Origin of the sequence: Candidatus Nitrospira nitrosa (assembly GCF_001458735.1) — a bacterium.
In the GTDB taxonomy this organism is placed as follows: domain Bacteria; phylum Nitrospirota; class Nitrospiria; order Nitrospirales; family Nitrospiraceae; genus Nitrospira_D; species Nitrospira_D nitrosa.
Window position 1 is genome coordinate 20,250 of record NZ_CZQA01000011.1, and the last position, 21,112, is coordinate 41,361.

Sequence of the window (21,112 nt, forward strand, 5' to 3'; positions counted from 1 at the left end):
TTGCCGATCAAGTATTTGGTGTTTTCCCCTGGCCAATCTTATCTTTCGCGGGCTGTTCTGCCGTCCTAAAGATCGTGCTGAATACTTCGCTCAGCTTGTCTGTCGCAGTTTTTGCGAACATCCCGGTTAAAGCTGAGAAGGCGTAGATTCCCACGAGATTAAGGCTGGCAGTGCTTGAGGGACTATTCGCAATTCCGGATGGACTCAGGATGCCAACTCGGAGGAGCATATAGACAATCGGTGCGAGCGCAGCGCCAGCGATGGGAAGTGACAAGTAATACGGCAGCCATCGACGCTTGAGCTGACCATTTCCAATGTACATAACGAGTGAGAGTACAAGATGGAGTGATCCTCCTAGCGCTCCAAGGAGGATCACCATGTGGATGACGGTCCTTTCTGACGCCCCTCCTTGACCAAGTGCTGTAAATGCTTTGTCCGCATCGTCTTGGGCTGTCGCGACCTGAGTTTTCAGCTTTTCGAATCCGTTCGGCTCGGAAAGAGGGATCTTCTGGGCCTCTGTTTCATTCTGACTATTGGCGGAAGCTTGTGGGGCAGGACGAGAGGCCTTTTTTACCTCCTCTGCTAGAAGTGCCGTCCCCGTCCTCTGCACTTCAGCTAGTTTCTTGAGTGCTGCATCCGCCCTCTGAAGCTTGACTGTAAAATCAGAAGCGGTTGCCTCTTCCCAGTGGTTAACGATCGTGCCTAACAGTGTTCCGGCTATGAGAAACGAAATGAACAACCATGTAAAAATGAAGAAATTCGAGGCATAGCCTCCATACATCAGGTGCCCTTCATCAGTAGGCCCGTCGAGACCTGCAACAGATCTCAATGAGTCTCTAACCAGGATGAGGCGAGTGTAGGCAATATTCCGGTCCTTTTCGTCCATCTTCATCCATACGGCATCGTCAAGTTTTTCTGCGGGAGATGGGAGAAGGGGTTTCAGTATGTCCGCTTCTATGCTCTCAATGTCTTTTAGTTTGGTGCGAGCAACCTCGCCAAACGAGTTGATGGTGGATTTAAGCCTTATGATTTCATCCAGAATCTGCTGCGTTGTTGTGCTCGCGACGGCGGGCATGGTTTCCTCCAAAGTTGCACGTATTCAGATTGAAAAGGTATGGTCCAAATACATCATGAGGTGTCTAACCGGCGGATCTCCGCTCGTCTTTATTGGCGATAGGTCACTCGCCAACCTTTTGAGCTGCCGATTTCAATGCGCCGAATTTCAACAATGGACAGATCGTTCCAAGCTCCACTCAGTAAATCCGAGAGCTCGGAATTCTTGTCCTCATCACTTGTAAACTCTTCCGGGTCCTCGCTGTACCATTCCTTCTCTTTCAGGACTGCTTTTGATGGCATTAGTCACCTCCTGCCTGTTCAAGATCGCTTGCAAAATCGATTGCATCGCGGAGCAGCAGTTGATGGTCATGAAGCCCCTGCTCAAGCTCGGCGAGCGTCTGCGTGCTACACTGAAGTTGTTCCGCCTGGTCTGTTGGGCGTGGGTTCGGTTCGGCCTGCAAGGCAGCGATAGAGTGGCGGAGCTTTTCTCTGAAAGTCGTTACGACCGAAAAATTGCGAGGTTCTACACCTATGGGTGAGCCAGCCTGAAATTGGTCGCTTAAGGCACCATCCGGTCCTGTCTTCCCATAGATTGTGCAGGGGTACACAGCTGGAACCAGAGAAGCCAGAGCGTCTAATTCCTTCAAGAAAGTCATGGCTTTGGGGTTCTGGCCCTTTGCGGCCTCTTCCTTTATTGTCTTGTAACTACGCTTTGATACCACGCTTTTGGGGGTCCGTTGGCCGTCCGGTGAAATCTGTTGAGTGAGGATGGCGTGGGTCGGGATGGGTGGACCCAGGAACCCGTATTGATCGATTGGGAAATCAAACCCCAAGTACCCGATGACCAGTGGCCGAGGAAAGGTCTCCACTAAAGAAATAGTGTTCGCAGATGCGGCGACAACTTTGACGGTCCCTCCTGGGATCAAAGTATCCCCAGCTTTCGACAGGATGCCCTCAACCATTCGGTTGAGCTTTTCGAGATTGGTGTTGTATGCCTCCATGGAAACCTGCTGAACATCTCCACCGGCGTGTGGCATGAGTAGATCAACTGGCTTGCGAGCACCACCCCAGACCTCTCCTGCCGAGGACTTTGATGATTGCAAGGACACGTTGACACGGCTCGTGAGGTAGACCCGGCTGACAACCCGGACGAAATTCTGTTTGATCTTCTTCTGCCCATCTATTGATGGAGCAAAATTGGAGAGGAAGGACCGGTGACTGGACGCCCACTTTTGTGTGTCTTCCTCCAAAGAGATTGTGTCGATGCCATAAGTCTTCGCGTCTGCGATGACGATGCTTCCTTGCGCTGCATCGCTTGCGAGCAAGCTTAATCCCACAGGAACACCCTGGACTGGCACAGCGAGATTGAGACCGGCACCGCGGCGTACTGCAAAGGAATAGGTGGGAAAGCTTGAATTGGGAGCTGATGTGCCTGGTACACCTTGGCCAGGTGCAAACCAGTCCCGCGGGAGGATCAAATTGTTCGCGGCATGTACAGTCCTCTCATAAAATTTCCCAAAGCCGCTAGGCAGAATGCGGCCAATGTGGTTATCAAGAGGAAGAAACCCGCTCCGGTTGAAGATTTCCTGTTGCCTGTCAATTGGAATTTGCACCAGAAAAATGTCTCCAGGCTGTAAATCCTCCGTGAGCGGATAGACTGGCATGATCTGGCTTGCGCGTATAGTCAGCGACCAGTCCTTGGCTACCTGTTCCAACTCGTTCTGCTTCCCTTTCCATGAACAACCTGAAACTACGATGAGTAGAGATAGAAATAAACTCGTGTACGGGGACGCCCCGTTCGAATGTCTATTCTTTCTTGGCACCACCTTCATACGTGTCTCCCCTGCATGACTGATATGTAATCAGATCATTTAATTTCAATGCTGTACATTGCCGGGTCTTGAATTTGGCACTCACTTGCATGCTAACGCACACAGATCGATGCAACTTTCTACATGAAGTGATCTATGGAACGATCTCATCCATGACCCTGAAACTAAAATGCTTCCAGTATTGGCAGGAGCAAAGAATAGGCCACGAGGAAGATCGCGAGAACTACGTAAATCAGGAAGAATTGTGAAGTTGGTTAGGAAGAACGATCGCTAGAGGTGAATCTCTTTCGATTCAGGGTGTATCTAAATAGATTCATGGTTAGTTCTTCTGGATGGGTGGCAAGTGAGAATACCATGGGAGCCAGTAACGCTCCTACCTATCCTTTCTCGATAGCCATGAACTGACAGATGGTTCGGCACTACCACTCCCGAATTATCTTCCCCTCAGCGGTGAATAGCTGTGAGCCGGCTTCTTTGAAGACGACTTCATCTGGGGCATAGATGACCTTCCGGCCGTCTTTCACCATCTGTTCGATCTGGAACGGAATTGCAGCCAAGAATCCCTCATCATGCATGCTGGCCCTTTCGAAGAACACATCATCCGGGAACAGGCTGAGATAGGTGTCGAAGCCACCTTTGAATGTGCCAAGTTTTCGATAGGCCCACCAGGTACATTGGCGACGGTAGAGCTTGGGGTGGAGAAACCGTTTGGTCTTTTCCGGTTTGAGTGTGGCGGTTGCCGGCGGCTGGTACAGGAGTTGAGAATCAAACTCACCAATCGTACGGGTTTGATATTGTGCTACACCGTCGGTGGCAGTTTCCCCGATCGCCCACGCCTCCAGGCAGGCCTCCATTTCGGCCGGTTGCATGGAATTATACAACGCCACGATCGCGAGACCCTGTCGGAGAATTTCCAGATTGATGTCGATCTCGTTGACGAGCACATTGCCGACGAATCGCCCGTATTTATCTACGGCATCCGCCGGACCTTCATGATCCGTCACCTCTGTCTGAAATCGACAGGGGAGAGGAGACGTGCCGAACGTGCTGAGATAGCGGCCCAGTCGAACCGTGGCGGTTTCTGCCTGACGCTGGCGATATTTTTTGACCAGTCCGGATCCTCTGAGGCTGCCAAACGGCTGACCTTTGTAGGTCTTCCCCTTCATGGATTGCGGTTGATAGTGCAGTTCTGGTGCGTCGACTCCCTGTAGCCGCACGGTGATTTTCCCATTTTTAATGACCGGCTTCAGTTGGCCGAACGATTTGACACAGGCACCGGCATACTTCGTGGTGGGGCGTGGAACGTCATCGGCTGGTTGGTATTGGACGGCACTAGGAGAGACCGTCAGCACAATCTTCGTCGTATCGGCATCAGATTCTCCTATCGGCCAGAACTGTGACAGGTCTAACGTTCCATCGATCGTCAGCTTGCCCATGTCGTCTGTCTCCTTTCAGCCGGAGGGGTTGAGCCATTGAATTCCGTTGCGTAAGCGTCACCGTCTGCTTCGACCGCACGAGTGATTCCTGGTGGCAGGCTTGTGAGCTCAGGGGACTAGTCGGTGCTAGATCTTCGCAGCGGCCGCCTGGTCTGGTCTTTGATCTCATGTCAGTATCGTGAACTTGGCTCAAGACAGGGGGCAGGCCTGAAGGCTGACGGATTGCTGCATTTACTGGTGCGTTTTGCCGCAAGGAGTTTTTATCGGCGATCAGACTCACTACGAGCAATAGTAATAACCATCCAGCGCTCAACCACAATGATGTACGCATAGAAATAGTCCTTTCATTCCTTGGCTTAGCAAGGAGTAGTCTAGCAAGGAACGGGCCAATCGGGATGCAGAGAGAATCGGAACAATTGATAAAGAATGATGACGGTGGCGTATATCAAGAACCGTGCGCGGTGTATCTCTTTTGACTCAGAGTGTATCTGAATAGATTCAGTATGAGTTCAGTGAGAAGTGGGGACTCAGTTTGAGCTGTTGATACCAGGATGGCCGGTGATTGTGAGGTTGTGCCAGCCAATCATGTGTAGCGCCTGTCACATGGCGGTAAGGCTGCGTCAAGTTGGGCATGTTGCATTCGTAAGAGACGTTGAGCTTGGGCCACGGTGCACAGAATAAATCGAATGCGGTCGCCAGGAGCCAATTGTGCGGCAAGGGGAAGGTCGGCTGAAATCACGACAGCGATTTTGGGATAGCCTCCGGTGGTCTGTCGGTCAGCCATCAAGAGGATTGGCTGCCCGTCGGAGGGCACTTGCAGGGATCCCGTGGCTGTGCCGTCCGAGATAAAAGCAACAGTGTCTTTCTGGACAATCTTGGGGCCGGCCAAGCGATAACCCATGCGATTGGATTGAGGAGAGACGGTATAGGGGCTCTGCGTCAAGGTCGTGAGCGAATGCTTTTCAAAAAACATCTGCTGTGGACCAGGAATGATGCGCAGGGTTGCAGCGCGTTCATAGCGAGGACGGAGTGGGGCTGGGAATTCTGTACCGATTGGCTGGGTAATGAGTAGGGCTGGTTTTCCACCTCGCAAAACATCCCCTTGTGTCAGTGGCCTTCCATGCAGCCCTCCTGTTTCGCTTGCATAGTGGGTTGCGCGGCTGCCCAGTACCAAAGGGACGTCGATGCCGCCAGCGATCGCGAGGTATGCACGAGCTCCAGCCCGTGGCATGCCGAAGCGCAATTGACCACCACGCGGAATCAGCATACTTCTCCACATCGGCATGTTACGACCATCAAGGGTAGGGGAGATGTCCGCTCCGGTGATGGCGATGACCGTGTCCTGCTTGAACAGGAGTTCCGGCCCTTTTAGGGTGAGCTCAAGTACCGCCGCCTGGTCTGGATTCCCAACCTGCCGATTTGCAACGATCATGGAGAAGGAGTCCATTGCTCCTGAGACGGATACGCCATAGTGTTGATGGCCGTGGCGCCCCAGGTCTTGTATGGTGGTCAGCCAGCCGCTTTTCAGGACAAGGATCTCGGCTGGCTGGAGTTTCATCATGTCTGAAGCGGCTTCGCAATGCGAACTCCAGCCGATTGAATCTCTTGTCCAATAAGCTGGAGGAATTCAACTGCCTGGGGAGTGTCTAGGTGAACGCACAGGCTCTCGGCCTGGATCGCTATTTGCTGTCCATCAATGCTGGTGACAGAGCCGTTGAGGATCTCGCGCAATTGCCGACGAATGTGTTGCTTAGGCTGTAACAGCGCATGAGGGTGTGAGCGAGGAACCAAGGTGCCGTCGGACTGATACGCTCGGTCGGCGAATGCTTCCTGAATCACAGTCAGTCCAGCCGTTCTCCCGCTTGTTACCAGTTCCAATCCTGCAAGGGCAAACAGTAGCAGGTGAGCATCGAATGATGCCACGGCTCGTGCAACGGCATCGGCCACTCTACGATCTCGTGCCGCCAAGTTATAGAGAGCCCCATGAAGCTTGACGTGGCTGAGTGTCAGTTGCTCCGACTCCAGTACTTCGGCCAACGTTTTCAGCTGTGCAGATAGGAGCCATTCAACTTCGTCTGCAGACGTCCGGCGATCCCGGCGTCCGAAGTCTTGTGCATCGGGAAATCCTGGATGGGCGCCGATTGCCGTTCCGGATTGTGCGGCAAGCTTCGCAGTGCGGAGCATAAGTGAGGGATTACCGGCATGTACGCCGCAGGCAATATTCACCGAGGTGATCAGCGGCATGAGCTGAGCTTCAAGAGCGTGATACGTTTCACCCTCGTACTCGCCCATGTCACTGTTTAAATCAATCGTTGCCATGCAAGCTCTCATGGTTGAGACGATCGAACTCATGACGGTCGATTGGATTGAATTGAACGATGTCCCCTGGCTTCAGTAGGAAGGGATCGGCTCTGCCCTTGCGGTACATGGCGATCGGTGTTCGACCAATCAGTTGCCAGCCGCCTGGTGTGGCGATGGGGTAAATTCCCGTCTGGTGATCAGCAATGCCGACTGATCCAGCCGGGACTGTCGTCCTCGGGGTTGAACGGCGAGGCATGGCCAACCGCTCAGAGACGAGCCCAAGATAGGGAAACCCGGGACTGAATCCGAGCATATACACGCGGTACTGAATGGACGCGTGCAATGCGCTGGCCTCATCCGGTTGTAGACCGGCAAAGGCTGCCACCGCTTCCAAGTCAGGCCCCCATTCGCCGCCGTACAAGACGGGAATTTCGTGGAGAATGCCTTGTGGGTCAGCCTGGCCTGGTTCTCGTCGCGGTAAGGTCTTGAGTCTCTTGGCCAACGTGGCCGAATCCCATCGGAGCGGATCAAAGTGAACGGTGACCGATCGATAGGTGGGGACGATGTCGTGGATGCCTTGCCAATGTTGGTTGAAGACCGTCTTCGCGAATGCCACGACTCGGGAGTTGATTTCCGAATTGATCATGTTCCCGAACTCAATTGTGAGTGCGGAGTCGCCAAGCGGCAGAATACGGAAGCTCTCTTTCTTTGGATGATGCGGGCGTCTGGTATGAGATCGAGAAGGCACTGGACTTACCGTTGGAGCGTTACCGAGGCTTAGCCGTTGTGAGAATTGATTGGGCTGCTGCAATGCCGGAAAGGGCCGCTCCCTCCATGAAACCCTGCCATTCATAGAACGAGTTGGTGTGTTCGCCGGCGAACAAGAGATTGCCTGCCGGGAGGCCTTCCAAACCTGCCATTGTCGTGAATTGGCCTGGACGATAACAGGTATAGCTGCCTTTCATCAGAGGGTTTGACGGCCAATGTTCGAGATGTGCGCGGTACTGTCCCTGTCTATCCTTGGACGCAGCTCCAAGTGTGCCGGGGTAGACTCGATTCAAATCCTGTAAGAACTGCGCGGCGTTTGTTTGGACTGCACCTGGGTCCAGTCCAGCCCCACGAGGCCCGCTTGAATAGTCGGTGAGAATTCCGCGGTTGTCTGATCCCAACGTCGGATTGGTTTCCCATGTCGTTTGGACGTTGAGGAGATCCGCATAAGCCGTTCCGTTACTCCCCAATGTATGCCAGGGTCGGCTTGAAAAACCGATCATCATTTTGGCATTCGTTCCATACCCGAGTCCCTGAATCGCAGCACGTTGTGCGGGAGGGAGACCAAGCCCAGCATCCAAGTTCACCTGGCGGAGCGTCGTAAAGGGGATGGCCAGCACGGCGACATCATGCGAGAAGGTCACGGTACGGGAATCTTGCTGAACCGTGAGTTCGATCCGTTCATCGCTCAACTGGCGGACTCGCATGAGTCTTGAGCCATACACAATCTGTCCTGAAAGTTCGCGTGTCAGTCCTTCGGTGATTCGATCATTGCCGTCGACTAGATGATACCGTTCGTCACTGAATACGCCGAAGGGAGTGAAGTGCGAGCGCTGGTCAGCATGAATGAAGAGGAGAAACGTAAGACAGCTTTGTTCGTCCGCTGTGAGTCCATACTCAGCCTCATAGGCGGCAACAATTGCGGCCTTGGCGAGCGGCCCTGCCGAGACACCGGCTCCATTTTCTCCCTCCAGGTAGGCCAATAGGCTGATCCGGTCCAAGGCCACATCGTCCATGGTATGGGATGTAGCCGTGACTTTTCGTGATAGGTGGTTCAGGTCAATCCGCATCACCGAGATGAAATCTCGAAACTCCGCTACGACTGCTGCTTCTGAATACCGTTGTCCATAGAAGTGGTAGAAGACCTCTCCCGGCTCCTTGTTCATATCCTCCAGGCTCAGACGAAATCGCTTAGCGTAGCTCAGCATCGTCTTATGCAGCGTGTCGATGAGTTCGCCGCCGCGTTCGACCACTTGGCCTGGAAAATAACCACGTAACGTCCAACAACGGCCACCTGCTCGATTGGCCGCCTCGTAGATGGTGGCTTGAACGCCTCCGCTCTTGAGCGCATCGGCACAAGCCAGTCCGGCGAGCCCCGCACCGACAATCCCTACGGAGAGCGAGGAAGGCGATGGCTTGGCGGCGGCCGCGCATCGTGGAAGCCCCGGCATCGCCCCCAGGGCAAGCGCGACACTCGTTGTCCCGGCACTAAGCAGAAAGTCGCGGCGCGAAATCGAATGCGCAGCCCTTCGTGGAAGCCACTCTTGGATCGCTCCAAGTGCATCGACAGCAGAACAGTGCCGGCGTTCAGCCAAGAAGGCGGCTGTCGTTAAGCGGACCAACGAACGGAATGATGGAGTTCGGAACATGAGCACGTCTCCCGGTTGGACAACGATCAGGCACGGTATCTTACAGAAATGATAAGAGCTGCGGAAAGAGGGGAGCAAGGGAGTGGCGATCAATGGGCGACACGAACCGCCGTTAGAACATAGCGCAGACTATATCTGGGGCTAAAAGCGCAGGAAGAGCTGTCCAACTATTGGACAGTTGTGGGCGAAGGTTGGCTGCCATGAAAAGAGTGGGGTGATTTTATTTCTGCTTAAGTGTTAGATTCGATTTCCACGACAGAGAGATGTGACTCATTCAGTCTTCTACATGGAGGGATGGACGATGGGACTCTTTGGCACGATTATGGAGAAACTCGGATTTGGTTCCGCTGCCCACGCAGCCCCCCCGCCGCCGGCTGCGGCTCCGGTATCAAGTGCTCCGTCAGCTCCCGATGCGGCGCAGGCTGCTCCCAAGCCCGCTGCGATATCGGCGGTCGATGTCGTGGGAAAGCTTGAAGGGCTTGCTGCGCAGAATTCGCAGAAGCTGAATTGGAAGACGTCGATCGTCGATTTGATGAAGCTCTTGAATTTGGACAGCAGTCTCACGGCACGCAAAGAACTGGCGACTGAACTCGGATGCCCCGCAGACAAGATGGGCGACTCCGCCCAAATGAACATGTGGCTCCACAAAGCGGTGTTGCAGAAGTTGGCGGCGAATGGTGGGAATATTCCCAAGGAACTCTTGCACTGACAGAATGCAGAGCGAGAGGACTATGAGCTCTCTTGCTCGCTCTCGATCAAAATCGGGCGGGAGAGGCTCAGCCTTTGCGGCGCTTCGGTCAGGACCAAAGGGGTCTGCTGGAACTCATCGACCACCGGATGTGAGCCCATGTCGATCGAGCCTTTAAAAAAGGCGCCCTCTTCCATCGAGAACGACGGCGCAGAGATATCCCCAAGGACAACTGCGGGTTTGAGCAGTTGGATTTTGCTGGTCGCAGTCACGTTGCCATGGATCTTTCCTCTGGTGACGATGGTTTCAGCGACAATCGTTCCTCGGATCGTGGCATTTTCGCCGATCACCAACATCCCTTTTGCATGGATCTCGCCCTCGATGGAGCTGTCAAGCTGAACCGTGCTGTGAAAGTGGACGATGCCCTTGAAGGTGACGTCCTTTCCAAGCACGGTGAAGTGTCCATTGTCGGAATCACTCTCTCTTTTTTTGTCCCACATGATGCCCCTCTTTTCAAAGTGAGTTCAAAAAAATAGGTAGTAACCATACAGGAGTTGGAAGGAAGAATCAAAGGCTGATTTGTGGGCGGTGTGAGGATGGACGGAGTACTACCGCTTGTCGGATGGCTGATTCCGAGATGGTTTCTGTTCCGAACCATGCCCTGCCATGGATTTGGCGGTCTTGCCGATCGCCGATCCGATTTTTGGGATTTCCTTTTCGATGTTCTGTGCGGCGCTCCGCAACCCACGTGTGAGATCGTCGACGGTGAGACCTTTCTGTTGGTCGCCTCGCTGTGAGTCGGCCGCTTCGACCACGGTTCCAGTTGGGAAACCCATGCAGAGCCACAGAAGCCATCCGGTGATCCATCGGTGCTGCATACCTCAACTATATCAGATAAAGTAACGGCATCTCGGCTCCATGTCGATGGCGTATTCGCCTGGGATCGCGTATGATCGCGCCGGTTGGTCACGAGACTATTGTTGAGGAGCACTCGAGGATGGATATCGACATCTCAGCTCGTCGGTTGGTGGTCATCGGCGCTCTCAGTGCCGGGTTGGGCGTCGTCGCCGGTGCCTTTGGGGCGCATATGCTGAAGGATATGTTGGATCAACATCTGCTGGATGTGTATGAAAAGGCGACCCGCTATCAGATGTATCATGCCTTTGGTCTGGTCCTGAGTGGATTTGCTGTGCAAATCTGGCGCGATACCGGAATGGCCAAAGCTGGGTGGTTGTTTGCCGCTGGGACAATCCTGTTCTCTGGAAGTCTCTATGGAGTCTCTCTACTGGGGATTCGATGGTTAGGAGCCGTGACGCCGATTGGAGGCCTCCTCTTTATCGCGGGATGGACGGTACTCGCGTGGCGTGCGTGGCGTGAGGTCGCTTGATTATGGTTTGCAGGGCGCGAGGCGTTTACCGCTGATGGGACCCCATCCGCCGGTATTGCTCACAAATGACCCTTCGATCCTCTGATCGTCCTTGGTAAACAGCAGACTGTCTTCTTGAATGTGCCCGTTCTGCTCCCAGCGCAAGTACATGGCATCTCCGAGAAAGATGCTTTCTGCCGGCGTTGCGGCATTGGCGGATGTGGCTCCAGGTGGGGGAAAGACGATGGTGGATTTCTGTTCACCATGCTGCTGGTGATTATGAATGATCCACTGCCAGGTTCCGCAGAGTCGTGACTGGCCTTTGGTTTGTCTGATCCGATTCTTCCACCCATGGATGTTCCACCAGGCTGTGATGGCCTGGTGACTCGCTTCAAACGCCGTACGCTCTGCCGCCAAGCGCAATTCGATGTTCCGTGGCTGTGATGTTCCTTGGGCCGTCCGAGAGTCCAGTTCTTCCTTGGTCAGACGGAGCAGGTCGGAGAATGCTGCTATCTGGTTTCTGGTCCGTAACCAGTCTTGTCGTGCTGTCGGTAATGGAAGGACGGGAGTGGATAGGCCGGTTTCTTGACGAAGGGAATTGGCAAACTGCCATGTCCCCAGTGCGCTCATCAATTCAGAGACAGACTGTGACAACTCCGGCACCCCGAGTTCCTTGACCATTTTGCTGGGGAGTCTGGCACCCAAGACTCCGGCTGCATCCTTCAGTCCAAGGGCAGGTCCAATCGAGGTCGTAAACAACCGCAGTGCCCCCTCGTCTGACTCGAGTAATGCGAATTGGTCGGCTCGTTGTGTCACTACGTCGGTCAACAAGCGCGGAGAGTCCTGCCCCTCTGCCATGGCCAACGATGGGAGGAGGAGCACACCCAACAGGATGAGGAGGAAGCTGACTCTGTCCTGCCGGTGTCCGCGACCAAGTTGATGCTGATTCAGCTCATTTACCATATTGACTAGTCTGTGTGGAGAATCGTCAAAGAGAGAGCGGCGCCGACTCATGTTCCCTGGAAGCACGATTTCAGAAAGTTCGCCGTGCGTTCCCATGCGAGGGAGGTACTCTCGGCATCATAGGCACTTGGCTTCATCTCGTTGCAGAATGCGTGCGAGGCGTTGGGGTAACAATGGATGTCGACCCGCTTGCCGTACGCTGCGGAGGCGCTCCGTAGTTGCTCAACAACATCCGGTGTGGCCCAGGTGTCCTTCCCCGCCTGATGGTATAACACCGGGGGAAAGAGGTCTTTCATTGCCTCGTTTGACGTGATTATCTTGCCATAGTACGAGACGGCTGCGCGCAACCGTTTCCGGTGGCAGGCGAACCGCAGCGCATAGGATCCTCCCATGCCGTATCCGACGACTCCATGGATGTTCTTCTTGGCCATGGTACGAGTATTGAGGTATTCACAACAGGAATTGATGTCGGTGATGACCTGGTCATCATTCTGTCGTTCCAACAACGCGGCCGCCACGTCGTCGTTGGCCGTCACCATGCCTCCTAATCGACCGTAGAGATTCGGAAGAATCACCATGTAGCCTTCACAGGCCAGGCGAGCTCCCAGATCCTTCATCTGGCCGGTCAGTCCCCACCAATCATGTAAAAGGACAATCCCTGGATAGGTTCCGGCTTGCTGCGGCCAGAAGAGCAGGCAATCGACTTGGTGTTCCTTCGGCATTTTACTTTTGAAGTAGGGGTCCACCATCTGGTCGGTATGGGTGGGGATCGGAACGCCGCTTGGGAAACGGGCGGTTCCCGTACCGATTTGTTCTAAGGTGAAAGGAGTCGCTGGTGCCGTAGGCATGGTTGAGATCCTGTTACCGGATCGCTGTTGCGCTGGACATGACGGTACTATATGAAGCCGTTTGTGGGAATGTCAATTGACTGCCGGATGATGTGGTTCTACAGTGCGGGGGGGAGCGACGTATCATGAACAGAGACCGCATTGGAGTGGGACTGATCGGGGTGGGCCGGCATGGAGCCCGGTATGCCCAGCACCTTATTCATGATCTGCCGTTGGCGTCTCTCCGGGCCGTGTGTCGACGACATCCTGAGCAAGGGTTTCAGTTTCCTGGTGCCGAGTCCGTCACGGTGTACGGTGAGGCCGCTGCACTCATCGCTGATCCGTCGGTCGACGTGGTGGTGGTGGTGACTCCCCCGCTGTACTCTCCTGAGATCTGTCGCCTTGCAGTGCAAGCCCGAAAACCCCTGTTGATTGAGAAGCCGCTGGCTACAACCGCCATCGATGCCAGGACAATGGTGGCTCTGGCTCGCGAGGCGGGGATCCCGCTGATGACGGCGCAGACCCTCCGGTTCGACAAGACGATTCAGTACGTGAAGAGTTTCCACCCCTCTCTCGGGCGTTCTCAGGAACTCGACGCGGTCTTTCAGATCGAGATTCGGAACACGGCCCCCGACCATGTTGTGGGCTATGGGAAGCGAGGAGCCTTACTGGAAATCGGTGTACACATGCTTGATCTGGTTCGGTTCCTGACAGGAGAGGAGGCACAAGCCGTGCGCTGTACGATGGATCACATGCCACCGATGGCGCCGGAACGAACGGCTTCAATTTACCTTACCACCACAGGGGGAACGGTCTGTCGCATAGAAATTTCACGAGTTGTGGGCGAACGTGCGGGACGAGCCATCTGGGTCGGGTCACAGGGGCGGGTGGAGGCCGACTGGATGCGCCGGCTGATCCACTATGAAACGAGTACCGAAGCAAGGACCGGGGATATCGACATCCCTCCATCCCTGACAGTCCTCGACACCCTCTCAGCATTCCTCCAAGCGGTGCGCGACGGCACACCCATGCCGATCACGGGAGAGGACGGATGCCGAGCCGTGGAAATCGCCGAAGCCTGCTACCAGTCGGCACAGGCCGGTGGCGCACCGGTTACCGTCGATCGTCGTTCGTGAAGCGTGTTTCGCCCGCCACGATGAGACGTGCGCTCTTTCCGTCCTGCCCTTCACGCGTCACGAGGGGCACGCGTTTCGTGACGTGGGCTACGACTCCGCCACGATATGGGTGTCCGTCTCTTCGATCCCGTCGATCGAATGGATTTTCGTAATCACCACATCGGAGAGCGAGCGCTCGTCCTGGACGCTGATAAAGACAAAAATATCCGGACGGCCGAAGCAGGAGTGAGCCTGTTCAACACCCGGTATGCGCTTCAGTGCGCCGACCACGTCTTTTGTTTTCCCTGCTTTGACCTTGATGAGGATGTACGCTCTCGTTGCCATGTGATTCTCCTTCGATTAGGGTGCGAGATGTTTATAACGTCGTTCGCGTGATGCCGCTTGGTGATATGAGTTTCGTGTTGCAAGTTTCGGGTTTGAGATTTCATGTTCTTCTCCGAAGCCATCACAACAGACGAGAAACTCGAAACCAGAAACGGCGCGCTAGCGCGCCGCGCCCGGCATTGTACTCCGATGATGGGTATAGACCTCTTGAAAGGCCAATCCTTGTGCCGTGAGGGCTGATCGGCCGTCCCTCACGAGTTGCATGAATCGTCGAAAATCATCCACCGACAGATTAAATTGTCCGAGTCCCGTGGCCAGTGTCTTCCGCTCGTCAGGTGAGGCGTTGGAGTCGGCATCCGCAAGCGCTTCCAACATGTCAGCCGTCCATCCACCGGCTCGAAAGTGCTCCAGACTGGTTGCGGCGTCCGCTCCGCGCTTGTTGGTTAACGCACGTCGGGCGAATTCTTGTATTGAGGGATCTGTTCCCTTGGCAAAGATGGATTGGAGCTGGATGACGGCCTGGATGATGCGATCAGCTTCACGTGTGCCCTCCGGCGGAAGTACCGCAGCCTGCTGAAGGGTGGCCAGTACAGCCATGGCTGACCCGATGTAGGGCGATGCCGCTTTTGCTTGTTGTGCCAGTGTTGAAGAAATTTCGCTCGCGGTGATGGCCCATGCACCGTCGACCGGGAGCACGATCAGCCATAGCGCGACCGTAGGGCTCAAGATGGGGTGAGGTTGCCAGCGGAATGATGATCGACCCGAAGGAACCACTCCCTCTGGGGATGACCAGAGGCGCATGGGGAGATTATACAGAGTCGCGCGCAGAGGTTCCAGCGAGGAGCGGGCATCGGTGTGATCTATTGAAACCCTTAGAGAGACTTCCTATAATGAACACATTTTCTTTCGGTTCGGTTGGAGAAAGGCACTGAGACGTGCTTGCTAGGGTGACAAGTGCGGCGTTGATCGGTCTTGACGCACATCTGGTGGATGTCGAAGTCGATATCTCCGGTGGGCTCCCTCAGTTTTCGGTCGTGGGGTTGCCGGACGCCACGGTGAAGGAAAGTCGAGACCGTGTTCGAGCTGCGCTGAAGAACACAGGGTTTCATTTCCCCGCCAAACGCATCACCGTGAATCTCGCTCCCGCCGGGGTCAAAAAAGAAGGCTCGGGGCTCGACCTCGCGATTGCCGTCGGCATTCTCGTCGCCGAAGAAGTGATCCCACAGTCGATGCTGGATCATCGCGTCCTTGTCGGGGAGTTGTCGCTGGACGGCCGAGTGAAGCCGATTGCCGGAGCCCTTTCCTTTGCGCTGGCCTGCCGAACCGGTTACGACTTACTGCTCCCGGCAGACAATGGAGCTGAAGCGGCATGGGTCAAAGGCGTGCAGGCCTATCCGGTCCATACTCTTCCCGAAGCGGTAGAGTTTTTGAAGGGAAGCCAGGTTCTTCTTCCAAGCCCTTCACATCAGGATGTTCGGGGGGCACTCAGCTCGACGGACGATGAGGACTATGCCGATGTTCGCGGGCAGGACCATGCCAAGCGAGCCCTCGAAGTCGCGGCGGCAGGGGGACACAATGTGTTGATGGTCGGTCCTCCTGGATCCGGCAAAACCATGTTGGCGCGCCGCTTGCCGTCTATCCTGCCGTTGTTGGAATTGGATGAGGCGATTGAAACGACCAGGGTTCACAGTGTGGCTGGATTGCTCACTCCGGAACGACCGTTGCTCGCTGTTCGGCCGTTTCGAGCTCCGCATCACAGTATCTCGGACGCTGGCCTGGTCGGGGGCGGGACTATTCCTAAGCCTGGGGAGGTCTCGCTGGCGCATAATGGGGTGTTATTTTTGGATGAATCACTTGAATTTAAGCGAGGGGCGCTCGAAGGGTTGCGGCAACCGTTAGAGGACGGGTATGTCATCCTGACGCGGGCAAGTGGGACGCTCAAGTATCCGGCGCAGTTCATGCTGATCGCGGCGATGAATCCCTGTCCTTGTGGGTACTATGGAGATCGCACTCGGTCTTGTATCTGTTCCGGCATCCAGATCCGCCGGTATCGTGCGAAACTCTCTGGTCCCTTGCTGGATCGACTGGATATCCATCTGGATGTGCCGCCGGTGCCGGTTCGAGAGCTTCGTGCGGAACTTCCTCCCTCGGAAGGTTCAGCGGCGATTCGATTGCGTGTCGTCACGGCGCGTGATCGACAGCGGCAGCGATACCGATCCGAGGGGATTTATACAAATGCGCAGTTGAAGCCGCGGCTGGTAAAACGGTATTGTGGGCTCGAACAGTCGGCTCAAGAGTTGCTTGAGCAAGCGATGGCAAGGCTTCGACTCTCTGCGAGAGCGCATGGGCGTATCCTGCGTGTCGCACGGACGATCGCGGATCTGGCCGACGCTGAGAGGATTGAGGCTGTGCATATTGCAGAGGCCATACAGTATCGTTCATTTGACCGTAACCCTGACGTGTGAGGTTTCAGTGTCATCGGTACGCGTGTTTGTCTGGTGGTTTATTGTGGGTGCCACGATGGCGTTGTCTGTCATCATGGTGCAAGGGGGCATCAGAGAAGTCATGCAGGCCCAAGGGTCTGTATGGGAGCTGAAGCTTGTTGAGCTGCTGACGACGGTGATGGGGGGAGGCCTGTTGGGCGGTTGCATCGCGCTGATCCTGGATCGAATTAAGAAGTCGTAAGTGTGCCTAGTTTTCGTGCGATTCTACACGTCTCATATTTATCAACATATCTTTATCCCTTCCCGGTATCTGCGCTCAATACTCAGGACTTCTTCCCTTTTAGGGGGCGTGATTTCTCGTAAATACACAGGTAAGCCTCGGCGACTTCTCTCCTGCTTCGATAGCGGGGCTCACTATGCTGTCTTGGCGGTATGAGCTATAACGAAGCCGAAACCCGCTTCTATCTGATCGATCCGGTTCTTCGCGGAAAAAATTACAACGAGCACTGGAAGCTCAAGCTCGAAACGCCGGCCCCGGTTGAACCCACCGGAGCCAAAGGCCGCCGCCGTCCAGGAGGTGGTCTATCGTGAACAAGACAACGATGGCTTTATCATTACGGCGTTTCTGACCCGCCGCATTCGGTCTCTGGAGAAGAGGAGGCAGGTATGGCCATAGTGGATATTCAGGAGTATTTGAAGCTGATTCCAGCCGTCAATCGAGCTCCGCAGCACGCTGTCTGGCTGACGTACGACGCTGAGGCCGACACATTGTATGTCAACTACAAGAAACCTAGTCATGCCACCGACAGCGAGATGACCGACGAAGACGTGATCATCCGCTATGAGGGTGACGATATCATCGGGTTTACCGTGTTGCATGCGAGCAAGCGACTCAAAAAATCGGCTTAAATCTTCACAGATACCAGATACATTGTTATGGCAGTCATCAGAGGGTTAGGAACGACGCCCGGATCAGGTCAGGTTCTGAATCAGCGTCAATATTACGTGGTATCTGCATAGGCACCCAGACGTGTATTCCATACTCTGCCGCAGGTCAGCTTGAGCCGAGCCTTCCCCACCTACTCGTTTGACCACAAGCGATTGACTCAGTCTGTGCTCCGAATCCAGAGCGGTCTTCATTCCCCAGACGGCGAGGATTGCAAAATGGCAGAACTTGGCGATACAAGTGATGAGAACGGTAGGACTGCTGCGCTATAACCCGACAGAGGACTATGGATATCGAAATCGGTTCAAATCTCTATAAGAATTTCAACGGGACGATTGAAGTCGAGGGGGTGCCGCAACTTCAAGTAGCTCGCCATCCCTCAACTGGGGCGTTGCTGGTCAATTTTGCGCTGTTCGACTTGAATGGCCGGATGTTGGCCAAGGTGGTGGACAGCACGCTGATGTTTAACGAGCGGCGCGCCTATGAGTTAGCGAAGACCGACAAGCGTCTGACAATGAAGGAAGTGGATTCCGGAAAAGTGGTCCTCCAGCTTGATGTGAAGGAACCTCAGCCTGTCTCCCTGACTCAGGCCGAGTTCTATACAATGAAAGGCCATCTCCTGCAAGTCACCGCGACGGAGTGGAAGATCGAGAAACAGCACAAGAGCGGTCTGACACAAGACACCCAGGGCGGTGTGGTTTCTATCGGCTAGGGGCCGGTGTCTGCTCTCCCTCCGCGACTGTCGTCACAAGCGAGGCCCCATTTTTCATCTCGACTGAAGCGGTATTCCCATCCCGTAGCTCTCCCTTGACCAACAACTTGGCGATCGGTGTTTCCAGCTCCTGCTGAATGAGGCGCTTCAGTGGTCGTGCTCCGTACACCGGATCGTAGCCGCGTTCACCCAGATGCTGGAGTGCGGCGGGGGAGATGGCCAACGTGATCCGACGTTCTGCGAGTCTGTGGCGGAGCCGTTCCAGCTGGATCTCCACGATCTTGATCAAGTGTTCGGTTCCCAGTGGATGGAACACGACGAGTTCATCGACTCGATTCAAGAACTCCGGGCGGAAATGTTGTCGGAGTTCCCCCATCACGACGGTTCTGACTTGATCATAGGACGCGCCACGTTGTTGAGCCTCGAGAATGTGAGGACTGCCGATGTTGGAGGTCATGATCAGGACGGTATTCTTGAAGTCGACCGTACGACCTTGTGAATCGGTCAGCCGTCCATCATCTAGCACTTGCAGTAAAACATTGAAGACATCGTGATGCGCCTTCTCGATTTCATCGAACAAGATCACTGAAAATGGGCGTCGCCGAACTGCTTCGGTCAGCTGACCGCCTTCTTCATAGCCGATGTACCCGGGAGGCGCGCCGATCAGGCGGGCGACGGTGTGCTTTTCCATGTACTCGGACATGTCGATTCTTACCAAATTCCCTTCGTCATCAAAGAGAATGGCGGCGAGCGCTCTGGCCAATTCAGTTTTTCCGACCCCGGTTGGGCCCAGGAACAGAAACGAGCCAATCGGACGATTGGGATCCTTGATGCCGGATCGTGCACGAAGCACCGCGTCTGCCACGGCCCGGACTCCTTCTTCTTGGCCGACGACCCGTTCGTGCAGGAGATCCTCGAGCTTCAACAGCTTGTCGGTTTCGCCTTCGAGTAACCGCGAGACCGGAACACCGGTCCAACGACTGACGACCGCGGCAATCTCGTCTTCATCGACTTCTTCCTTGAGCAACCGGGTCTCGTCCTGTTTCTTCCCCAACTGTTGCTGTTCTAGCTCCAGTTCTCGTTCCAACCGCGGCAGGTCACCGTAGCGGAGTTCAGCCACGCGATTCAGGTCATACGCTCGCTCCGCCTGCTCGATCTTGAGCTTCAGCTCCTCGATGGCTTCTCGGGTCTTGCGAAGCCGAGACACAGAGGTTTTCTCCGATTCCCATCTGGTTTTCAGTACCTGCATGTCACGCTGCTTTTCGTTCAACTCCGTTTCGAGCGCAGTCAGCCGAGCGGCGCTCGCGGCGTCCTTCTCCTTCTTCAACGCCTCGCGCTCAATTTCCAGCTGGAGTACTTTGCGAGAGACTTCATCAAGTTCGGCCGGCAGGCTGTCGATCTCGGTTCTGAGCCGTGCCGCGGCTTCGTCGACTAAGTCGATGGCTTTGTCCGGAAGAAACCGATCGGCAATATAACGATGGGATAGTTTGGCTGCAGCCACCAGCGCGCTGTCTTTGATGCGCACGCCATGGTGGACTTCATAGCGTTCCTTGAGGCCACGTAGGATGGAAATGGTGTTTTCCACCGATGGCTGGTCAACCAACACTGTTTGGAAGCGGCGTTCCAAGGCGGCATCTTTTTCGATATGCTTTCGGTATTCGTCCAGTGTCGTGGCGCCGATCAAGTGCAACTCGCCTCGCGCCAGCATCGGTTTCAGGAGATTGGCGGCATCCATCGCCCCTTCTGCTGCTCCGGCTCCAACGACCGTGTGCAATTCATCGATGAAGAGGAGAATCTGACCTTGGGACGATTGGATTTCTTTCAGGACGGCTTTCAAGCGCTCTTCAAACTCACCCCGAAATTTGGCCCCGGCAACGAGTGAGCCCATATCCAGTGCGAAGAGTTTCTTATGCTTGAGGCTTTCCGGCACGTCGCCTTTCACGATGCGAATAGCCAGTCCTTCCACGATTGCGGTTTTCCCGACCCCCGGTTCACCGATGAGGACCGGGTTATTCTTTGTCCGACGAGACAAGATTTGAATGACACGCCTAATTTCATCGTCCCGCCCAATGACGGGATCGACTTTGCCCTGTCCGGCCAATTGAGTCAGATCTCGACCGTACTTCACCAACGACTGGTAGGTGCTTTCAGGATCTTGACTGGTGACCCGTTGATTCCCCCGTACCTGTTGCAATCCCGCTAAGAGCCGGTCACGAGTCAGGCCGAGCTTCTTGAAGACCCCTCCCTCCTGAACCATGGCGAGGAGGACATGCTCGACGCTCAAAAAGTCATCCTTCATCGACTTCTGCTCGTCTTCTGCACGGTTCAGCACCTGAGTGAGTCGACTCGCAATATGAACTTGACCGGGGGCTGCTCCCGAACCTTGTACTTGAGGTAGCTTTGTCAGTGCCTGTTCAGCGGCTTGCCGCACGGCAGGAAGTGCGAGTCCGGCACCTTCAAGAAGGGCCGGAGTTGTCCCTCCCTCTTGTTCGAGGAGTGCTAAAAGGACATGTTCCACATCGATGCCTTGATGACTTCTCCGCTGGGCGTGTCCCGAAGCGGACTGCAGGGCCTCCTGCAACTTGACCGTCATACGATTCATGTCCATGGTGATCCACCTCTAACTGGTGATATTCATCCTGCTGATACGACCAGTGATAATCA

General features: G+C 55.0%; 23 protein-coding genes. 8 read left to right on the forward strand and 15 right to left on the reverse strand.

Annotated features, from left to right (window positions below):
- Positions 1 to 7: 7 nt before the first annotated feature.
- From COMA1_RS16910 to COMA1_RS16945, 8 genes are all read right to left on the reverse strand, one after another.
- Positions 8 to 1,075 carry a hypothetical protein gene (locus COMA1_RS16910; RefSeq protein WP_090750719.1) on the reverse strand — a complete coding sequence of 356 codons (1,068 nt, stop codon included), beginning with the start codon at positions 1,073 to 1,075 and terminating at the stop codon, positions 8 to 10.
- Between the two features lie 89 nt (positions 1,076 to 1,164).
- Positions 1,165 to 1,356: a hypothetical protein gene (locus COMA1_RS16915; RefSeq protein ID WP_090750720.1), complete on the reverse strand. Its 192-nt coding sequence runs from the start codon at positions 1,354 to 1,356 to the stop codon at positions 1,165 to 1,167.
- On the reverse strand, positions 1,356 to 2,720 hold the full coding sequence (locus tag COMA1_RS16920) for a hypothetical protein (protein WP_090750721.1): 1,365 nt from the start codon (positions 2,718 to 2,720) through the stop codon (positions 1,356 to 1,358). Before COMA1_RS16920 ends, COMA1_RS16915 begins: the two co-directional genes overlap by 1 nt.
- A 587-nt stretch (positions 2,721 to 3,307) precedes the next feature.
- Positions 3,308 to 4,324, reverse strand: coding sequence for a thermonuclease family protein (locus COMA1_RS16925; RefSeq protein ID WP_090750722.1), 1,017 nt, complete (start codon positions 4,322 to 4,324; stop codon positions 3,308 to 3,310).
- A 583-nt stretch (positions 4,325 to 4,907) separates the two neighbouring features.
- Positions 4,908 to 5,885, reverse strand: a complete 978-nt coding sequence (locus COMA1_RS16930) for a 5-oxoprolinase subunit C family protein (RefSeq protein WP_218055415.1) — start codon at positions 5,883 to 5,885, stop codon at positions 4,908 to 4,910.
- Complete coding sequence (locus tag COMA1_RS16935; RefSeq protein ID WP_176698139.1) at positions 5,882 to 6,643, reverse strand: LamB/YcsF family protein; 762 nt, start codon at positions 6,641 to 6,643, stop codon at positions 5,882 to 5,884. Before COMA1_RS16935 ends, COMA1_RS16930 begins: the two co-directional genes overlap by 4 nt.
- The gene (pxpB, locus tag COMA1_RS16940; protein WP_342672708.1) at positions 6,630 to 7,373 is read right to left on the reverse strand and encodes a 5-oxoprolinase subunit PxpB; all 744 of its coding nucleotides are present in this window, start codon (positions 7,371 to 7,373) and stop codon (positions 6,630 to 6,632) included. The genes COMA1_RS16935 and pxpB overlap by 14 nt, the downstream gene beginning before the upstream one ends.
- 19 nt (positions 7,374 to 7,392) lie before the next feature.
- A complete protein-coding gene (locus tag COMA1_RS16945; RefSeq protein WP_090750725.1) occupies positions 7,393 to 9,042 on the reverse strand; it encodes a flavin monoamine oxidase family protein in 1,650 nt (549 codons plus the stop codon).
- 301 nt (positions 9,043 to 9,343) lie between these two features.
- On the opposite strand from COMA1_RS16945, the gene COMA1_RS16950 reads away from it, so the two are divergent.
- On the forward strand, positions 9,344 to 9,751 hold the full coding sequence (locus COMA1_RS16950; RefSeq protein ID WP_090750726.1) for a DUF3597 domain-containing protein: 408 nt from the start codon (positions 9,344 to 9,346) through the stop codon (positions 9,749 to 9,751).
- Positions 9,752 to 9,771: 20 nt separating this feature from the next.
- Here the strand turns inward: COMA1_RS16950 and COMA1_RS16955 are convergent, their stop codons facing one another.
- Entirely contained in the window at positions 9,772 to 10,230 is a 459-nt protein-coding gene (locus COMA1_RS16955) for a bactofilin family protein (protein ID WP_090750727.1), read from the reverse strand.
- A 108-nt stretch (positions 10,231 to 10,338) separates the two neighbouring features.
- Positions 10,339 to 10,608, reverse strand: a complete 270-nt coding sequence (locus tag COMA1_RS16960; protein ID WP_090750728.1) for a hypothetical protein — start codon at positions 10,606 to 10,608, stop codon at positions 10,339 to 10,341.
- Between the two features lie 119 nt (positions 10,609 to 10,727).
- On the opposite strand from COMA1_RS16960, the gene COMA1_RS16965 reads away from it, so the two are divergent.
- Complete coding sequence (locus tag COMA1_RS16965) at positions 10,728 to 11,117, forward strand: DUF423 domain-containing protein (RefSeq protein WP_090750729.1); 390 nt, start codon at positions 10,728 to 10,730, stop codon at positions 11,115 to 11,117.
- On the opposite strand, the gene COMA1_RS16970 is transcribed toward COMA1_RS16965, so the two are convergent.
- Together COMA1_RS16970 and COMA1_RS16975 are read right to left on the reverse strand one after the other, a co-directional pair.
- Complete coding sequence (locus COMA1_RS16970) at positions 11,118 to 12,059, reverse strand: hypothetical protein (RefSeq protein ID WP_090750730.1); 942 nt, start codon at positions 12,057 to 12,059, stop codon at positions 11,118 to 11,120. It abuts the gene before it with no gap.
- A 47-nt stretch (positions 12,060 to 12,106) separates the two neighbouring features.
- On the reverse strand, positions 12,107 to 12,907 hold the full coding sequence (locus COMA1_RS16975) for a dienelactone hydrolase family protein (RefSeq protein WP_090750731.1): 801 nt from the start codon (positions 12,905 to 12,907) through the stop codon (positions 12,107 to 12,109).
- A gap of 125 nt (positions 12,908 to 13,032) precedes the next feature.
- Here COMA1_RS16975 and COMA1_RS16980 point away from each other — a divergent pair, with 125 nt between their 5' ends.
- Positions 13,033 to 14,022, forward strand: coding sequence for a Gfo/Idh/MocA family protein (locus tag COMA1_RS16980; RefSeq protein ID WP_090750732.1), 990 nt, complete (start codon positions 13,033 to 13,035; stop codon positions 14,020 to 14,022).
- 87 nt (positions 14,023 to 14,109) lie between these two features.
- Here COMA1_RS16980 and COMA1_RS16985 read toward each other — a convergent pair whose 3' ends face one another.
- Positions 14,110 to 14,346, reverse strand: a complete 237-nt coding sequence (locus COMA1_RS16985) for an Lrp/AsnC family transcriptional regulator (RefSeq protein ID WP_090750733.1) — start codon at positions 14,344 to 14,346, stop codon at positions 14,110 to 14,112.
- 159 nt (positions 14,347 to 14,505) lie between these two features.
- Positions 14,506 to 15,072, reverse strand: coding sequence for a hypothetical protein (locus COMA1_RS16990; RefSeq protein WP_141654388.1), 567 nt, complete (start codon positions 15,070 to 15,072; stop codon positions 14,506 to 14,508).
- A 209-nt stretch (positions 15,073 to 15,281) separates the two neighbouring features.
- On the opposite strand from COMA1_RS16990, the gene COMA1_RS16995 reads away from it, so the two are divergent.
- The 5 genes from COMA1_RS16995 (at position 15,282) to COMA1_RS17010 (ending at position 18,448) form a co-directional block, all read left to right on the forward strand.
- Positions 15,282 to 16,811, forward strand: coding sequence for a YifB family Mg chelatase-like AAA ATPase (locus tag COMA1_RS16995; RefSeq protein WP_090750735.1), 1,530 nt, complete (start codon positions 15,282 to 15,284; stop codon positions 16,809 to 16,811).
- A gap of 7 nt (positions 16,812 to 16,818) precedes the next feature.
- Positions 16,819 to 17,031 carry a hypothetical protein gene (locus COMA1_RS17000; RefSeq protein WP_090750736.1) on the forward strand — a complete coding sequence of 71 codons (213 nt, stop codon included), beginning with the start codon at positions 16,819 to 16,821 and terminating at the stop codon, positions 17,029 to 17,031.
- Between the two features lie 191 nt (positions 17,032 to 17,222).
- Entirely contained in the window at positions 17,223 to 17,381 is a 159-nt protein-coding gene (locus COMA1_RS21160) for a hypothetical protein (RefSeq protein ID WP_176698135.1), read from the forward strand.
- Positions 17,382 to 17,456: 75 nt separating this feature from the next.
- Positions 17,457 to 17,699, forward strand: coding sequence for a DUF2283 domain-containing protein (locus tag COMA1_RS17005; protein WP_090750737.1), 243 nt, complete (start codon positions 17,457 to 17,459; stop codon positions 17,697 to 17,699).
- Between the two features lie 323 nt (positions 17,700 to 18,022).
- The gene (locus COMA1_RS17010) at positions 18,023 to 18,448 is read left to right on the forward strand and encodes a hypothetical protein (protein WP_090750738.1); all 426 of its coding nucleotides are present in this window, start codon (positions 18,023 to 18,025) and stop codon (positions 18,446 to 18,448) included.
- Here COMA1_RS17010 and clpB read toward each other — a convergent pair.
- Positions 18,438 to 21,056, reverse strand: a complete 2,619-nt coding sequence (clpB, locus tag COMA1_RS17015) for an ATP-dependent chaperone ClpB (RefSeq protein WP_090750739.1) — start codon at positions 21,054 to 21,056, stop codon at positions 18,438 to 18,440. The two genes, COMA1_RS17010 and clpB, sit on opposite strands and share 11 nt — an antisense overlap.
- Positions 21,057 to 21,112: the final 56 nt, after the last annotated feature.

Excerpts from the sequence above, each read along its gene's own strand:
- COMA1_RS16910 (WP_090750719.1), bottom strand. The coding sequence starts at position 1,075 with ATGCCCGCCGTCGCGAGCACAACAACGCAGCAGATTCTGGATGAAATC.
- COMA1_RS16915 (WP_090750720.1), bottom strand. The coding sequence starts at position 1,356 with ATGCCATCAAAAGCAGTCCTGAAAGAGAAGGAATGGTACAGCGAGGAC.
- COMA1_RS16920 (WP_090750721.1), bottom strand. The coding sequence starts at position 2,720 with ATGCCAGTCTATCCGCTCACGGAGGATTTACAGCCTGGAGACATTTTT.
- COMA1_RS16925 (WP_090750722.1), bottom strand. The coding sequence starts at position 4,324 with ATGGGCAAGCTGACGATCGATGGAACGTTAGACCTGTCACAGTTCTGG.
- COMA1_RS16930 (WP_218055415.1), bottom strand. The coding sequence starts at position 5,885 with ATGATGAAACTCCAGCCAGCCGAGATCCTTGTCCTGAAAAGCGGCTGG.
- COMA1_RS16935 (WP_176698139.1), bottom strand. The coding sequence starts at position 6,643 with ATGGCAACGATTGATTTAAACAGTGACATGGGCGAGTACGAGGGTGAA.
- COMA1_RS16945 (WP_090750725.1), bottom strand. The coding sequence starts at position 9,042 with ATGTTCCGAACTCCATCATTCCGTTCGTTGGTCCGCTTAACGACAGCC.
- COMA1_RS16950 (WP_090750726.1), top strand. The coding sequence starts at position 9,344 with ATGGGACTCTTTGGCACGATTATGGAGAAACTCGGATTTGGTTCCGCT.
- COMA1_RS16955 (WP_090750727.1), bottom strand. The coding sequence starts at position 10,230 with ATGTGGGACAAAAAAAGAGAGAGTGATTCCGACAATGGACACTTCACC.
- COMA1_RS16960 (WP_090750728.1), bottom strand. The coding sequence starts at position 10,608 with ATGCAGCACCGATGGATCACCGGATGGCTTCTGTGGCTCTGCATGGGT.
- COMA1_RS16965 (WP_090750729.1), top strand. The coding sequence starts at position 10,728 with ATGGATATCGACATCTCAGCTCGTCGGTTGGTGGTCATCGGCGCTCTC.
- COMA1_RS16970 (WP_090750730.1), bottom strand. The coding sequence starts at position 12,059 with ATGGTAAATGAGCTGAATCAGCATCAACTTGGTCGCGGACACCGGCAG.
- COMA1_RS16975 (WP_090750731.1), bottom strand. The coding sequence starts at position 12,907 with ATGCCTACGGCACCAGCGACTCCTTTCACCTTAGAACAAATCGGTACG.
- COMA1_RS16980 (WP_090750732.1), top strand. The coding sequence starts at position 13,033 with ATGAACAGAGACCGCATTGGAGTGGGACTGATCGGGGTGGGCCGGCAT.
- COMA1_RS16985 (WP_090750733.1), bottom strand. The coding sequence starts at position 14,346 with ATGGCAACGAGAGCGTACATCCTCATCAAGGTCAAAGCAGGGAAAACA.
- COMA1_RS21160 (WP_176698135.1), top strand. The coding sequence starts at position 17,223 with ATGAGCTATAACGAAGCCGAAACCCGCTTCTATCTGATCGATCCGGTT.
- COMA1_RS17005 (WP_090750737.1), top strand. The coding sequence starts at position 17,457 with ATGGCCATAGTGGATATTCAGGAGTATTTGAAGCTGATTCCAGCCGTC.
- COMA1_RS17010 (WP_090750738.1), top strand. The coding sequence starts at position 18,023 with ATGGATATCGAAATCGGTTCAAATCTCTATAAGAATTTCAACGGGACG.
- clpB (WP_090750739.1), bottom strand. The coding sequence starts at position 21,056 with ATGGACATGAATCGTATGACGGTCAAGTTGCAGGAGGCCCTGCAGTCC.